This window comes from Streptomyces sp. NBC_01171 (genome assembly GCF_045039805.1).
Taxonomy (GTDB): domain Bacteria; phylum Actinomycetota; class Actinomycetes; order Streptomycetales; family Streptomycetaceae; genus Streptomyces.
Window position 1 is genome coordinate 5923413 of the sequence record NZ_CP108609.1, and the last position, 14020, is coordinate 5937432.

Here is a 14020-nt window from a genome sequence, read left to right on the forward strand (position 1 = left end):
GTCTCAGGGGTCCCTCAGGGTCGGGCCTCAGGGATGTCTCAGGGGCGGAGGCCGGAACCGTGGGGCCCTGGGGACCGTTTCCCATGCAGAGAGCGGCAGTGGGTCGTGACGTAGGAGGCGGAGTTCATGTCGAGAAACGCGAAGATCGCCGTAGGTGGCGTGGCGGTCGGGCTGATCCTTCTGATTTGGCTGCCCTGGTGGGTGGCGCTGCTGATCGTGGTGGGTGTGCCCGCCGCCGCGTACCTGACGCTGGACCCCTCCCAGCGGCGCAGGCTGCGCCGGGTGGCGCGCAAGGAGATAGGCCGCTGACGCCTTTGGGTGGTGCTTCGCACGGCGTCACAGTGGACGTACGGCGATCTTGTCCAGCCCTTCCAGCAGACCGGGGAGTTCCGGGCCCCGTCCCACGGGGATGACCTCGCCGGGTTCCGTGTCGAGCAGGATGAAGGCGATGTCGTCGGTGCGGGCCACGATCGACCAGCCGGGACCGTCGGCTCGCAGGGTCCGCGCGTCCCCGGGGGCGAACGACGAGCGGACGCGTCCGAGGGGCGGTGGGGCATCGATGTAGGCGCGTGCCTCCGCGAGCACCTGCCGGACGCCGGGATGGCCGGGCTTGGCTGTGGCTTGCGGCTCGGCCTCCGTCTCCGGTGCTGCTTCGGCCTCCGGGGCGGGTGCCTCGGTCCCGGACGCCTGTGTGTTCGGCAGGACGTCGGCGTCATCGAGCCGGCCGCGCCAATCGGCCCACTGGAGCGCTATCTCGTCGGCGCCGAGCCGCCGCTGAGCCGGTCCCCAGGTGCTGGTGTCGGGCGGGGTGAGAGGAGGTGGGTCCGTGGCCTCGGTGTCCGGGTCGTGCGGGGCCGGTACATCGGGCGCGGCGACGGCCAGCGCCAGGGGCCAGCCGGGCAGGGCCGCCACGAGCGTGCGCCCGTCGGGCGACAACTCGTACTCCATGCCACAGTCCCAGGAAGCGATCGCCACGGCGACCAAGGAGACGTCGTCGATGACGGCCGTCCACCGGGCTCCGTCTCCGTCCTGCCCGAGAACCAGGCCGTACCCCTCGTCCAGTGGTGTGAGACCCAGCGCCGCGCAGGCCGCGGGATAGTCGTCACCGAGCACGCTCGGGAACTGCGCCGGTGTCAGCAGCACCGCCGTCAACACGTACAGCGCGTCGTCTGCGGCAGCCACGGGTGCATCGTCCGACCCGGCCATCTCAGCCTCCCCAGTGGTTCGTCCGTCGGCGCGCACCCTAGTGCGCCGGGGAGAGGCTTGTCACGACTCCGCGCACCGGGCGGAGCTGCGGTTTTCCTGCCGGACGGGGGCGAAACACCCGCTGGCCGTCAAGAGTCTCCTCAGTCCGCCGGCAGGCCCAGCAGATCCCGGGCCACCGCCCGAGGGGTCGTGGAACGCTCGCGAGCGAGGGCGACCACGGCTCGGCTCGCCAACTCGCCCACACCGAAGGAGAGTGCCTCCGGCGACACCCATGACGATGCCTCTTCGACTCCGTCCTGGTCGTCCCGCGCGCGGGCAGCCACATAGGCAGCCGCGGCCTCGAAGAGGTTGTGTCCGCGCTGCTTCTGCTCGATGGGAGCCTCCCCGCGCAAGGAAGTACCCAGCCTTGCGGCGTACTTGCGGATCACGTCGAACATGCGAACCACCTTTCCCCGGTCCGGGGCTCGCTCATCACCCATGTCCCGTTACTCAAAGTAGAGTTTGAATTTCCGCGACAGAAGGGGATCTCACGGTGAAACGCTTCGAGCGGCTCGACCAGATCCGGCGGATGGACCCGGTCGCCGACGCCCCGGAGATCTACCGGCTCAGCGCCGCGTTCGAATTCCCCTGGGACTACACACGAGCGCTGGAACTGGCTCTCTACCGCACCTACGCCGTCCCCAGCATCGGCCGGCTGCTCGCTGATACCGCGGAGCTGACCGAGCGCTCACAACGGCGGTATGACGACACCGCCCTGCTGCTCGACGCCGTCATGGAGCACGGCTTCACCGCCCAGGAGGGCCGCACCGCGATCCGGCGCATCAACCAGATGCACCGCAGCTACGACATCAGCGACGACGACATGCGCTACGTGCTCTCGACCTTCGTCGTCATGCCCAGACGCTGGATCGACACCTTCGGCTGGCGGCGGCTGTCCCGGCACGAGATCGTCGCCACTACCGAGTACTACCGCACCCTCGGGCGCCACATGGGCATCCCCGACATCCCGGAGACGTTCGAGGAGTTCGAGGCTCTCCTCGACTCCTACGAGATGCAGCATTTCGCCTGGGATCAACGGTCCCGGCAGGTGTCCGACGCGACGCTCGACCTCATGGCGTCCTGGTATCCGCGTCCGCTCGCACCGCTGTTGCGCACGGCGACGCTCGCCCTCCTCGACGAGCCCTTGCTGCGCGCCTTTCGCTACGAGGCGCCTGGCGCGACCGCCACCTCCGTGGTGCGCCGTGCGGTAAAGGCCCGTGGACGGCTGGTCAGACTGCTGCCTCCGCGCCGCGCGCCCCACTTCGCCCGGCAGAACTGGGAGATCAAGAGCTATCCGAACGGCTACCGCACCGCCGATCTTGGCACCCACCCGGCGCCGGGAATGAGCGGCTGCCCGGTGCGGCAGGTGAAGTTGAGCGACGCGGTGGACTGAGGCGAGTGGTCGCCGCCCGTCCGATTTCAGGGCTCGCGGAGCGCCAGCGCGAGGAAGTAGCCGGGCTCGTCGACGTACGACGTCATGCGCCACCTGGAACGAGCGAGGAGGGGACCGAGGTTGGCCTCGGCGCGCAGGTCGTCGGGTGTGAGCTGCCTGCCCTGGCGAGCGGCCAACGCGGCCCGGCCGATGGGGTGGAACAACGCCAGGGTGCCACCGGGCCGCACCACGCGAGCCAGTTCACCCAGGTTCTCGCTCGGCTCAGGGAGGTGGGCGATCAGGCCCGCCGCGAAGACGGCGTCCAGGGATTCCGTCCGCAAGGGAAGGGCCGTGACGTCGGCGAGCAGCAGGGCACCCTCCTGGTCCCGCCCGGCCTGCGAGGCGGCCTCGAGCATGGCCGGCGTGAGATCCGCCCCGATCACCGTCCCGGACGACCCCACGGCGGCGCGCAACGACGGGAGTGCGCGGCCCGTGCCGCACCCCGCGTCGAGCACACGCTCGCCCACACCCAGCCCCATCTCGGACACCGCTGCCTCATAGGCGGGCCCGTCGTCGGGAAACTTGCTGTCCCAGGCCGCCGCCCGCGCGGTGAAGAACTCCTGGACGTGTGTGTGGTCGTCACTCATGTTCCGATGATCTCTCACCGCTCCCGTTGACGCCGCACGCACAGGGATAGGCCGCGATGCGGTCCTTTCACCGCAACTCCACGTCATGTTCGGACACCCGCTGTGTCATGTTGTGACAGCTTTCGAAACGCGCCCCCTGTGTACGCCCCTGCCCCGGCTAGCGTCCGTGAGCCATGGGACACCTTGACCACGCGGCCTTCGGCTTGCTCACCCCGGCGCTCTCGTATGCGATGGCCTGCATCGGTGCCGCACTCGGCCTGCGCTGCACGGTGCGCGCGCTGGCGACGAGCGGCCGGGCCCGCCGCAACTGGCTGATCACGGCCGCTTCGGCGATCGGGACCGGCATCTGGACCATGCACTTCGTGGCGATGCTCGGCTTTCGCGTCAGTGGCACCGACATCCGCTACGACGTGCCGCTGACGATCCTCAGCCTCGTCGTCGCCATGGTCGTCGTGTGCGCGGGCGTCTTCGCCGTCGGCTACGGCAAGGACCGCAACCGCGCCCTTCTGATCGGCGGCCTCACCACCGGCCTCGGTGTCGCCAGCATGCACTACCTGGGCATGGCCGCCGTCCGGCTGCATGGGGACGTGACCTACGACCCTGTCCTCGTCGGGTTGTCGATCCTGATCGCGGTGGTCGCCGCGACGGCCGCGCTCTGGGCGGGCCTGAACATCAAGTCCCCGCTCGCGGTCACCCTCGCCTCCCTCGTCATGGGGGCGGCCGTCAGCAGCATGCACTACAGCGGCATGTTCGCGGTGAGCGTCCATGTCGACCCCTCCGGCGCGACCCTGCCGGGAGCCACAGCCATGCAGTTCATCTTCCCGCTCGCCGTGGGCCTCGGCTCCTACCTCTTCATCACCTCGGCCTTCGTCGCCCTCTCGCCCTCGGCTGACGAGCGCCAAGCGTCCGCCACGGCCCAACGGCCCGTCGAGAGCGCCGCCCGCTAGCGGAAGCCCGGCCCGAGAGCCCCGACCCCCTGCCTGAGCGAGGAGGCCATGCGCCCACCCCGTAGCACCCCGAAGGCCGGACCACCGGCGCAGTCCCCGACCCCGCCGCGCGGCCGGCGCGCACACGCCGGGCCCCCGGCCGACGAGGGCCCCGAGGCGTACCTCGACATGGCGCCGGACTACACGCCCCCACGCCCGGGCCGCTGGCACATGCGCCCCCGGACCGTGCGCGCCAAGGTGGTCTGCCTCCTGATGGTGCCGGTGGTCTCGCTCCTCGCGCTGTGGGCGTACGCCACCGTGACCACCGCTCAGGACGTGTCCGGGCTGCGCCAGTCCCAGCGCGTCGACGCCGAGCTGCGTACGCCCGTCGCGGTCGCCGTCGCCGCGCTGCAGGCCGAACGGGCCGCCGCCGTGCGGTACGCCGCCGAACCGGACGCGGCACGCGGGAACGACCTTCGCGGTCTCGCGGCCTCCACCGACCGGGCGGTGGCGAAGCTGCGACTCGGTGACGACAGCACCGTCGCCGCCGGTCAGCAGCTCCCCGCAGGAGTCGGCAGCCGCCTGGAGACCTTCGTCGACGGCGTCGAGCAGCTCCGCGCGCTGCGGACCGCCGTGCTCGGCCGCAAGGCGGACTGGGCGAAGGCGTACGACCGGTATTCCAGGACCATCGACGCCGCGTTCGCCGTGGACGGAGCGCTCTCCGGCATCCAGCGTGCCGATATCGGCTCCGACGCGCGCGTGCTGCTCGAATTCTCCCGGGCCGCCGAAGCACTGGCCCAGGAGAACGCAGTCCTCGGCAGCACGCGTCCGGACGACACGCTCCGTGGCCGGCGTGCCCTGCTGCTGGACGGTGCCGTCGCCAACCGGCGCGCCCTCACCCTGGTCGCCGTCGCCGACCTGCCCGCCGCCCAGCGTGCCGCCTGGAACCGCGTCGCCCACGGCAGCGCCTACCTCGCCCTCACCGCGACCGAGGACCGCGTCCTCGCCGCCGGCTCCGGTGCCAAGGCGGTCGACACGGCGCCCGGTTCGGCCTGGGCCACCGCCCACGCGCGCGTGCGGGCCGACATGAGCACCATCGCGGCGGCCACGAGCCGGGCGGTCGCGGGCCGCGCCGACCCGTTCACGCACGGCGTGCTGAGTCCGGCTGGCGCCGCCGTGCTCTTCGGCCTGGCCGCGGTCGTCGCCTCGCTCGTGATCTCGGTCCGGATCGGACGCGCGCTGGTGGTCGAGCTGGTGAGTCTGCGCAACGACGCTCTGGAGATCGCCCGCCGTAAACTCCCGGCGGCCATGCGGAAACTCCGCGCCGGTGCGGAGATCGACATCCGGGCCGAGGCGCCCGCCGGACCGCCCGCCGAGGACGAGACCGGGCAGGTGGCGGAGGCCCTGACGACCGTGCACCGAGCCGCCCTGCACGCCGCCGTCGAACGCGCCGAACTCGCCAGCGGCATCTCCGGGGTCTTCGTCAACCTCGCCCGTCGCAGCCAGGTGCTGGTCCACCGCCAGCTCAGTCTGCTGGACAGCATGGAGCGCCGTTCCGACGACCCGAACGAGCTGAGCGACCTGTTCCGGCTCGACCACCTCACCACGCGCATGCGGCGCCACGCCGAAAGTCTGATCATCCTCTCCGGAGCGGCACCCGGCCGGGCCTGGCGCATGCCGGTGTCCCTGACCAACGTCGTTCGCGCGGCCGTCTCCGAGATCGAGGACTACGCGCGTGTCGAGGTCCGTCAGCTCCCCGAGGCGGCCGTCATCGGGGCGGCCGTGGCCGACCTCACGCACCTGCTCGCGGAGCTGGTCGAGAACGCCGCCCAGTTCTCGCCGCCTCACACGCGCGTGCGCGTGTCCGGTGAGCCGGTCGGCAACGGCTACGTCCTCGAGGTCGAGGACCGGGGGCTCGGCATGAGTGCCGAGACGCTCGTGGAGGCCAACCGGCGCATAGAGCAGTCCGAGGCCCTCGACCTCTTCGACAGCGACCGCCTCGGCCTCTTCGTGGTCAGCCGACTCGCGGCCCGCCAGGGCATCAAGGTGCACCTGCGCACCTCCCCGTACGGCGGCACCACCGCGGTCGTGCTGCTACCCACCGCACTGGTCCACCAAGGAACCTCGCAGCAACCCGCCGAGGCACCCCCGGCCCCTCAGGAGCCGGCACGTGAGTACGCGCGCGTGCCCGAGGTGCCCGCCCCGGCCGCGGTGACCACCCAGAGCGAGCGACCCGCCCTGGCCGCCACCGTGCCGCCGCCGGCGGAACCCGTCCCCGACACACCGCCTCCCGGAGTCAGCACCTTGAGGCCCCACCGTCCGCCCACCGAGGCCGCATCCTCGGACGACCTCCCGCGCCGCGTGCGCCAGGCCAGCCTCGCGCCCCAGCTCCGCAAGGAGCGCCCCGCCGAACCGGCAGCGGAACCCGAACCACCCAATGACGAAGGGCGCACCCCGGAAATCGTGCGGGACCGCATGGCGGCCTACCGCGACGGCTGGGTACGCGGCGGCGGCCGCCGTCCCGGCCGTGTCGCACCAGCGCCCGCAACGGGCAGCGACAGCACCGAAGGAGAACCCGCATGATCCAGGAGCCGAACACGACCGCGAACCAGCGATCCGGCGAACTCGACTGGCTCCTGGACGACCTGGTCAGGCGGGTGGGTGAAGTCCGCCACGCCGTCGTGCTGTCCAACGACGGCCTCGCGGTCGGCGCCTCCACCGGCCTCGGCCGCGACGACGCGGAGCACCTGGCCGCCGTCGCGTCCGGCTTCAACAGCCTGGCCAAGGGCACAGGACGCCACTTCGGCGCGGGCGGCGTCCGCCAGACCATGGTGGAGCTGGACGACGCCTTCCTCTTCGTGGTCTCCGCCGGCGACGGCTCCTGCCTCGCCGTCCTCACGGCCGCCACGGCCGACATCGGCCTGGTCGCCTACGAGATGGCACGCCTGGTCAGACGCGTGGGCGAACACCTCTACGCGGCACCGCGCGTCGCCTCACGGCCGCCCGCGGCAGGCTGACCGGGAAGGCCGGAACAGATGACCGAGAACCCGCCGGGCGACCTTCGCGACGAGGGCAGCCAGTGGTACGACGGCGAGGCCGGACCCCTGGTGCGGCCCTACGCCATGACCGGCGGACGCACCCAGCCCGGCCCGACCGGGGTGCCTTTCGACCTCATCGCCCTGGTCACCCTCGACCCAGCCGCGCCGGGAATGGACGACGGCAGCGCCCTGGGTCCGGAACACCGGACCCTGATCGAGCTGTGCCGCACCGAGACACAGTCGGTCGCTGAACTCGCGGCCGACGCGGACCTGCCCGTGGGTGTGGTCCGCGTGCTCCTGGGTGACCTGCTGGAACTGGGCTGTGTCACCGTCAGCCGCCCGGTGCCGCCCGCGCATCTGCCGGACGAGCGGATTCTGCGCGAGGTCATCGAAGGGTTGCGGGCCCTGTAGATGAACGTTCACGACCGACCCGGCGCCTCTTCGGCCGCCGTTCCGCACGCTTCCGGTGGTCGATCGGCCGGAAGCCGGTCACATCTGGTGCTTTTCAGTCCGAACCCCCGAGGCGGTGTCGAAGTTGTCATGATGCTGACCTCATGCCCGAGCACGTCGACCGCAGCCGGCCCTCCCGAGAGAAGTGATCATGGCCTCTGAGCACGTCGAAGCCGCCGACGACATCTCCGCCCTGGCGCTGAAGATACTGGTGGCGGGGGGATTCGGCGTCGGAAAGACCACGCTGGTCGGCTCCGTCAGTGAGATCCGGCCGCTGCGCACCGAGGAATTGCTCAGCGAGGCGGGTCAACTGGTCGACGACACCGACGGCGTGGACCGCAAGGTCACCACCACCGTGGCGATGGACTTCGGCCGCATCACCATCCGCTCCGGCCTCGCCCTCTACCTGTTCGGGACCCCGGGCCAGGACCGCTTCTGGTTCATCTGGGACGAACTCTCGCAAGGAGCCCTCGGAGCCGTGGTCCTCGCCGACACCCGCCGCCTGGAGGACTGCTTTCCGGCGGTCGACTACTTCGAGCACCGGCGCATCCCGTTCGTCGTCGCCGTCAACTGCTTCCCCGGCGCGCGCCCGTACGGCGCCCACGACGTCTCGCGCGCTCTCGACCTGGACCAGGGCACGCCCGTGGTGCTCTGCGACGCCCGGGACCGCGACTCCGGCAAGGAAGTGCTGATCCGCCTCGTCGAGTACGCCGGGCGCATGCACACCGCCCGGCTTCTCGACTCGGTGAGCTGAGGCCGCCTCAGTCCGCGAGGTCCCGCACGGCCACCACATGGTCGATGTGCACCCTCACCAGCAGTTCGCCCGGAACGCCGTTGCGCGCGCCGAACTCCTCGGCGCGGTCCTCGCCCATGTACCGCGCGGCGATCCGGGTGGCCCACCGGCGGATCTCGTCCAGATCCTCGGACAACCGGGCCTGTCCGTTCAGCACCACGAACGAGAACGGCGGCCGGTCGTCGTCCACGCAGAGCGCGACCCGTGGGTCACGGGCGAGATTGCGCCCTTTCACTGTCTCCTCCCCGGTGTTGAAGACCAGTTCGTCACCGTCGATCAGGAACCAGATCGGGGCGATATGAGGGCTTCCATCGGCCCTTACGGTCGCCAGCTTGCCGGTTCGGGTGCCGTACGAGACGAACGCCCGCCATTCCTCGTCGGTCATCTTGTGTGCCATGAGCCCATCCTGCTTGCCCGGACGCCGGGCGTGGGGAAGGCTTGCGGAAAGCTCCTCCAGCCAGGGGGAGAGGCCACACGGGGAGAACGAACATGGCGCAGAACCAGGGACTGGGTTGGCTCCTGGACGATCTCACCCAGCGCGTGGACCACGTTCGGCACGCGCTGGTGCTCTCGAACGACGGACTGGTCACCGGGGCGAGCACCGGACTACGGCGCGAGGACGCGGAGCATCTGGCGGCCGTTTCCTCCGGACTGCACAGCCTGGCGAAGGGCTCGGGGCGCCACTTCGGCGCGGGCCGCGTCCGGCAGACCATGATCGAGTACGACGACGCCGTACTCTTCGTCACCGCGGCCGGGCCCAGCAGTTGCCTGTGCCTGCTGAGCGGTGCGGAGGCGGACATCGGTCAGATCGCCTACGAGATGACGCTGCTCGTGAACCGGGTCGGCGAACACCTCGGGGTGAACACCCGGCAGCCCGAACACTCTCCGGTATCCGATCTCTGACCTGCGGATTCACGGGAGTGCGGAAGGTTATCCACAGGGCCGTCGCGGAGTGCACGGAAATGGCTACGGTGTGTGCACGGCGAACGCGCAGGGCGTGAGCCGACCACTCCACGGGGGAGCAGAGCCATGCCGGGAACCACCATCGCATCCGTGACCACCCTGACCCCGGAGCGCCCCGCGCTCTGCGCACCGAGCCGCGCCGCTCGGGAACTGGGTCTCAAGCGCTACGAGTTCGACCTGGCCGTCGAGCTGGGCCGCATCCGCATCGTGTCCGACGGGGCAAGCGGCGGCCGACGGGTCGCTCGGACCGAGATCGCCCGCCTCCAGGCGCAGGCCGGCTTTCCCCAGACGCTGCGCGAGCGGGTGCGGGTCGTGGGCACCAAGGAGGGCGCCTCGCTCCTGGGCGTCTCCGAAGGCAGATTCGCCAGGCTCGCCCGACTGGGACTGCTGGTGCCGGTGCGCTTCTATCTCAACCGGTACCGAGCCGTCGTGTGGCTGTATCTGGCCGAGGAACTGCGGGAGTTCGTGGCGAACGGTGAGCACGCCGATCTGATCACGGGCAGGATGCCCGAGACACTCAGGAGCCAGTTGACGGCCGGGCTCGACCTGCGCCCGAGGAACTGGCGGGGACGCCACCTCGGATTCCTGCTGCGGCAGGCCGAGGACCCATGGGCGCGAGCCGGAGCCATCGCCGCCTTCCTGCCGAGCGACAAGATTGCGGCGATCGTCAAAAGCCCTTATGAACGGGCCAGGTTGGACCGCCAGAGGCCAACCCTGCCCGAGTCCGGCGCCCCTGGATCACCCTCCGCGCTGCTCGGCGAGCAGATCATCACCGCGCAGGACGCGGACGAGATCGCCTGGCTGAGTGCGGACCTGGCGCGGCAGTTGGAAGCGACACGGGCACCTTGGTCCGCGTCTTCACCCGTTCCGGGCCGGCGGGATCATGCCGCGCGGCGACCGCGTGTACGACGCGTGCCCACAGCGCCAGTACCGCGAGCTTCCTCCCCGGCAGCACCGGTCGACCTCGCCACGGCCCGAGCATGCTCCGACACCCCGGCCTCCCTGCCACTGCCGCGCAGCGACCCCGGGCCCGGAGCCGATGCGCCGCGACCGCCCCGAGGGCTGCTGACCTGGCTACGTCGCAGAAGCCCCCGGAGCACACCAGCCGGTGATCACACTAGAGGGACCTGAACAGGCCCTCCTGGACGACCGACACGAGCAGTTGCCCGTGCACGTCGTAGATGCGCCCGCGGGCCAGGCCACGGCCGCCGATGGCGATCGGGGACTCCTGGTCGTACAGGAACCACTCGTCGGCGCGGAACGGACGGTGGAACCACATGGCGTGGTCCAGCGACGCCATGTCGAAGTTCCGCTGACCCCACAGCGGCTCGATCGGGATGCGGACCGCGTCGAGCAGGGTCATGTCGCTCGCGTAGGTCAGCGCGCAGGTGTGGATCAGCGGGTCGTCGCCGAGCGGACCGACCGCGCGCATCCACACCGCGCTGCGCGGCTCGGCACCGTCGATCTCGTCGGCGTTCCAGCGCAGCCGGTCGACATAGCGGATGTCGAAGGGCTGGCGGCGCGCCATCAGCTCCAACTGCTCCGGGAGTGCGCCCAGATGCTTCCGGATCTCCTCGGCCACGGGCGGCAAGGACTCCGGGTCCGGCACGACACGGGCGGGCGGGAGCTGGTGCTCGAACGGTCCTTCCTCAGGCTTGTGAAAGGAGGCGGTCAGATTGAAGATCGTGCGGCCCTGCTGCACGGCCGTGACCCGGCGCGTGGTGAACGAGCGTCCGTCACGGACCCGCTCCACCTGGTACACGATCGGCACGCCCGGCCGGCCCGGACGCAGGAAGTACGCGTGCAGCGAGTGCACGGGGCGGTCGCCTTCCGTGGTGCGCCCCGCGGCGACCAGCGCCTGGCCCGCCACCTGGCCGCCGAAGACCCTTTGGAGGGACTCCTGCGGGCTACGGCCGCGGAAGATGTTGACCTCGATCTGCTCCAGGTCGAGCAGATCGACCAGGCTCTCGGCCGGATTCGTCATCGGTGGGTTTCTCCTGTGCTCACAACTGGCCGACATCGGTGACACGGATGACCGCACGGCCCTCCGCGTCGGAAGCGGCGAGATCGACTTCCGCGCTGATGCCCCAGTCGTGGTCACCATTCGGGTCGTCGAAGATCTGACGGACGCGCCACAGCTTGTCCTGCGGCTCCTCCTTGATCACCAGCAGCTTGGGGCCGCGGGCGTCGGGGCCGGTGCCGAGGTCCTCGTACTCGTCCCAGTACTTGTCCATGGCCTCGCCCCACGCGTCCGCGTCCCAGCCGGAATCGGCGTCCAACTCGCCGAGTTCGTCGACCTGGTCGAGGGCGGCCAGCTCCACGCGGCGGAAGAGGGCGTTGCGGACCAGCACGCGGAAGGCGCGGGCGTTGGTGGTGACCGGCTTCACCTCGTCGGCCTTCTCCTGGGCCTCCTCGGCGGTCATCACCTCCGGGTTGGCGAGCTGCTCCCACTCGTCCAGGAGGCTGGAGTCGACCTGGCGGACCATCTCACCGAGCCACTCGATGAGGTCCTGGAGGTCCTCGGACTTCAGGTCGTCCGGGATGGTGTGGTCGAGGGTCTTGTAGGCGCTGGCGAGGTAGCGCAGCACGATGCCCTCGGTGCGGGCGAGCTCGTAGAGGGAGACCAGTTCCGTGAAGGACAGGGCGCGCTCGTACATGTCGCGGACGACCGACTTCGGCGACAGCGGGTGGTCGCCGACCCAGGGGTGGCTCTTGCGATAGGTGTCGTAGGCGTGGAAGAGCAGCTCCTCCATCGGCTTGGGGTAGCTGATGTCCTGGAGCCGCTCCATGCGCTCCTCGTACTCGACACCGTCCGCCTTCATCAGGGCCACGGCCTCACCGCGCGCCTTGTTCTGCTGGGCGGCGAGGATCTGACGCGGGTCGTCCAGGGTGGACTCGACCACGGACACCATGTCGAGGGCGTAGGAGGGCGACTCGGGGTCGAGGAGTTCGAAGGCCGCGAGCGCGAAGGTGGACAGCGGCTGGTTGAGCGCGAAGTCCTGTTGGAGATCGACCGTGAGACGGACGATGCGGCCCTCGGCGTCCGGCTTGTCGAGCTTCTCGACGATGCCGCCGTCCAGCAGCGAGCGGTAGATGGCGATCGCACGGCGGATGTGCCGGAGCTGCTGCTTGCGCGGCTCGTGGTTGTCCTCCAGCAGATGGCGCATCGCCTCGAAGGCGTTGCCCGGCCGGGCGATCACCGACAGCAGCATGGTGTGCGTCACCCGGAACCGCGAGGTCAGCGGCTCGGGCTCGGACGCGATCAGCTTCTCGAAGGTGTTCTCCGTCCAGCCGACGAAGCCCTCCGGAGCCTTCTTGCGCACCACCTTGCGGCGCTTCTTCGCGTCGTCCCCCGCCTTGGCGAGGGCCTTCTCGTTCTCGATGACGTGCTCGGGCGCCTGCGCGACGACGAGTCCGGCGGTGTCGAAGCCGGCGCGTCCCGCCCGTCCCGCGATCTGGTGGAACTCGCGGGCTCGCAGCGTGCGCACCCGGTTCCCGTCGTACTTGGTCAGAGCCGTGAACAGCACCGTGCGGATGGGCACGTTGACGCCGACGCCGAGGGTGTCCGTGCCGCAGATGACCTTCAGCAGACCGGCCTGGGCCAGCTTCTCCACCAGGCGCCGGTACTTGGGCAACATGCCGGCGTGGTGGACGCCGATGCCGTGCCGTACGTAACGGGAGAGGTTCTGGCCGAACTTGGTGGTGAAGCGGAAGTTGCCGATCAGCTCGGCGATCCGGTCCTTCTCCTCGCGGGTGCACATGTTGATGCTCATCAGCGCCTGCGCCCGTTCCACGGCCTGCGCCTGCGTGAAGTGCACGATGTACACCGGAGCCTGCCGGGTCTCCAGCAGTTCGGTGAGCGTCTCGGTGAGCGGGGTGAGCCGGTACTCGTAGGAGAGCGGTACCGGGCGGGTGGCCGAACGGACGACCGCGGTGGGGCGCCCGGTGCGGCGGGTGAGGTCCTTCTCGAAGAAGGACACGTCACCGAGCGTGGCCGACATCAGGATGAACTGGGCCTGCGGCAGCTCCAGCAGCGGGATCTGCCAGGCCCAGCCGCGGTCGCCCTCCGCGTAGAAGTGGAACTCGTCCATCACGACCTGGCCGATGTCCGCGTCCTTGCCGTCCCGCAGCGCGATGGACGCCAGTACCTCGGCCGTGCAGCAGATTACGGGCGCGTCGGCGTTCACGGAGGCGTCGCCGGTCAGCATGCCCACGTTCTCGGTGCCGAAGATCTTGCACAGTTCGAAGAACTTCTCCGACACCAGGGCCTTGATCGGAGCGGTGTAGAAGGTGACCTCGTCACGGGCCAGCGCCGCGAAGTGCGCGCCGGCGGCGATCATGCTCTTGCCGGAACCGGTGGGCGTCGAGACGATCACGTTCGCCCCGGACACCACCTCGATCAGCGCCTCTTCCTGGTGGGGATAGAGGGTGAGGCCGCGATCCTGGGCCCACGACTCGAAGTTTTCGTACAGGGCGTCGGGGTCGGCGGTCCGCGGGAGCTGATCGATGAGGGTCACGCCCCCATCTTGCCTGCCCATGCGGTCAACCGGGGAATCGGCTGCGGGCGTCAAGATCATGGAGGCTAC

At 70.3% G+C, this 14020-nt stretch carries 15 protein-coding genes; 9 read left to right on the forward strand and 6 right to left on the reverse strand.

Annotated elements, in window-relative coordinates:
• Positions 1–126 precede the first annotated feature (126 nt).
• Entirely contained in the window at positions 127–309 is a 183-nt protein-coding gene (locus OG448_RS27380) for a hypothetical protein (protein ID WP_164189926.1), read from the forward strand.
• Positions 310–336: 27 nt separating this feature from the next.
• On the opposite strand, the gene OG448_RS27385 is transcribed toward OG448_RS27380, so the two are convergent.
• On the reverse strand, positions 337–1206 hold the full coding sequence (locus OG448_RS27385; protein ID WP_405557693.1) for a hypothetical protein: 870 nt from the start codon (positions 1204–1206) through the stop codon (positions 337–339).
• A 140-nt stretch (positions 1207–1346) separates the two neighbouring features.
• Positions 1347–1643, reverse strand: a complete 297-nt coding sequence (locus OG448_RS27390; RefSeq protein WP_405557695.1) for a hypothetical protein — start codon at positions 1641–1643, stop codon at positions 1347–1349.
• Between the two features lie 95 nt (positions 1644–1738).
• Between OG448_RS27390 and OG448_RS27395 the strand changes: the two genes are divergently transcribed.
• Positions 1739–2638, forward strand: coding sequence for an oxygenase MpaB family protein (locus tag OG448_RS27395; protein ID WP_405557697.1), 900 nt, complete (start codon positions 1739–1741; stop codon positions 2636–2638).
• A 26-nt stretch (positions 2639–2664) separates the two neighbouring features.
• Here the strand turns inward: OG448_RS27395 and OG448_RS27400 are convergent, their stop codons facing one another.
• Positions 2665–3264 carry a class I SAM-dependent methyltransferase gene (locus tag OG448_RS27400; protein WP_405557699.1) on the reverse strand — a complete coding sequence of 200 codons (600 nt, stop codon included), beginning with the start codon at positions 3262–3264 and terminating at the stop codon, positions 2665–2667.
• A gap of 173 nt (positions 3265–3437) precedes the next feature.
• Here OG448_RS27400 and OG448_RS27405 point away from each other — a divergent pair, with 173 nt between their 5' ends.
• From OG448_RS27405 to OG448_RS27425, 5 genes are all read left to right on the forward strand, one after another.
• Positions 3438–4211: an MHYT domain-containing protein gene (locus OG448_RS27405; protein ID WP_405557701.1), complete on the forward strand. Its 774-nt coding sequence runs from the start codon at positions 3438–3440 to the stop codon at positions 4209–4211.
• A gap of 48 nt (positions 4212–4259) precedes the next feature.
• Positions 4260–6773: a nitrate- and nitrite sensing domain-containing protein gene (locus tag OG448_RS27410; protein WP_405557703.1), complete on the forward strand. Its 2514-nt coding sequence runs from the start codon at positions 4260–4262 to the stop codon at positions 6771–6773.
• Positions 6770–7207 (forward strand): roadblock/LC7 domain-containing protein, encoded by a 438-nt coding sequence (locus OG448_RS27415; RefSeq protein ID WP_350750437.1) that lies wholly within the window; start codon positions 6770–6772, stop codon positions 7205–7207. Before OG448_RS27410 ends, OG448_RS27415 begins: the two co-directional genes overlap by 4 nt.
• An 18-nt stretch (positions 7208–7225) precedes the next feature.
• Positions 7226–7639, forward strand: coding sequence for a DUF742 domain-containing protein (locus OG448_RS27420; RefSeq protein WP_391298257.1), 414 nt, complete (start codon positions 7226–7228; stop codon positions 7637–7639).
• Between the two features lie 190 nt (positions 7640–7829).
• Entirely contained in the window at positions 7830–8432 is a 603-nt protein-coding gene (locus tag OG448_RS27425; RefSeq protein ID WP_329009052.1) for an ATP/GTP-binding protein, read from the forward strand.
• 7 nt (positions 8433–8439) lie between these two features.
• Here the strand turns inward: OG448_RS27425 and OG448_RS27430 are convergent, their stop codons facing one another.
• Positions 8440–8868 (reverse strand): PPOX class F420-dependent oxidoreductase, encoded by a 429-nt coding sequence (locus tag OG448_RS27430; protein ID WP_405557705.1) that lies wholly within the window; start codon positions 8866–8868, stop codon positions 8440–8442.
• 92 nt (positions 8869–8960) lie between these two features.
• Between OG448_RS27430 and OG448_RS27435 the strand changes: the two genes are divergently transcribed.
• Both OG448_RS27435 and OG448_RS27440 read left to right on the forward strand, forming a co-directional pair.
• On the forward strand, positions 8961–9374 hold the full coding sequence (locus OG448_RS27435; protein WP_405557706.1) for a roadblock/LC7 domain-containing protein: 414 nt from the start codon (positions 8961–8963) through the stop codon (positions 9372–9374).
• Between the two features lie 126 nt (positions 9375–9500).
• Entirely contained in the window at positions 9501–10565 is a 1065-nt protein-coding gene (locus OG448_RS27440; RefSeq protein ID WP_405557708.1) for a DUF6397 family protein, read from the forward strand.
• On the opposite strand, the gene OG448_RS27445 is transcribed toward OG448_RS27440, so the two are convergent.
• Positions 10552–11418, reverse strand: a complete 867-nt coding sequence (locus OG448_RS27445) for an acyl-CoA thioesterase (RefSeq protein ID WP_405557709.1) — start codon at positions 11416–11418, stop codon at positions 10552–10554. The two genes, OG448_RS27440 and OG448_RS27445, sit on opposite strands and share 14 nt — an antisense overlap.
• Positions 11419–11437: 19 nt before the next feature.
• The gene (locus tag OG448_RS27450; protein ID WP_405557711.1) at positions 11438–13951 is read right to left on the reverse strand and encodes a DUF3516 domain-containing protein; all 2514 of its coding nucleotides are present in this window, start codon (positions 13949–13951) and stop codon (positions 11438–11440) included.
• Positions 13952–14020 lie beyond the last annotated feature (69 nt).

Coding starts and splice junctions, on each gene's coding strand:
- OG448_RS27435 (WP_405557706.1), top strand. CDS start 8,961: ATGGCGCAGAACCAGGGACTGGGTTGGCTCCTGGACGATCTCACCCAG.
- OG448_RS27385 (WP_405557693.1), bottom strand. CDS start 1,206: ATGGCCGGGTCGGACGATGCACCCGTGGCTGCCGCAGACGACGCGCTG.
- OG448_RS27440 (WP_405557708.1), top strand. CDS start 9,501: ATGCCGGGAACCACCATCGCATCCGTGACCACCCTGACCCCGGAGCGC.
- OG448_RS27420 (WP_391298257.1), top strand. CDS start 7,226: ATGACCGAGAACCCGCCGGGCGACCTTCGCGACGAGGGCAGCCAGTGG.
- OG448_RS27400 (WP_405557699.1), bottom strand. CDS start 3,264: ATGAGTGACGACCACACACACGTCCAGGAGTTCTTCACCGCGCGGGCG.
- OG448_RS27430 (WP_405557705.1), bottom strand. CDS start 8,868: ATGGCACACAAGATGACCGACGAGGAATGGCGGGCGTTCGTCTCGTAC.
- OG448_RS27445 (WP_405557709.1), bottom strand. CDS start 11,418: ATGACGAATCCGGCCGAGAGCCTGGTCGATCTGCTCGACCTGGAGCAG.
- OG448_RS27380 (WP_164189926.1), top strand. CDS start 127: ATGTCGAGAAACGCGAAGATCGCCGTAGGTGGCGTGGCGGTCGGGCTG.
- OG448_RS27390 (WP_405557695.1), bottom strand. CDS start 1,643: ATGTTCGACGTGATCCGCAAGTACGCCGCAAGGCTGGGTACTTCCTTG.
- OG448_RS27415 (WP_350750437.1), top strand. CDS start 6,770: ATGATCCAGGAGCCGAACACGACCGCGAACCAGCGATCCGGCGAACTC.
- OG448_RS27425 (WP_329009052.1), top strand. CDS start 7,830: ATGGCCTCTGAGCACGTCGAAGCCGCCGACGACATCTCCGCCCTGGCG.
- OG448_RS27405 (WP_405557701.1), top strand. CDS start 3,438: ATGGGACACCTTGACCACGCGGCCTTCGGCTTGCTCACCCCGGCGCTC.
- OG448_RS27410 (WP_405557703.1), top strand. CDS start 4,260: ATGCGCCCACCCCGTAGCACCCCGAAGGCCGGACCACCGGCGCAGTCC.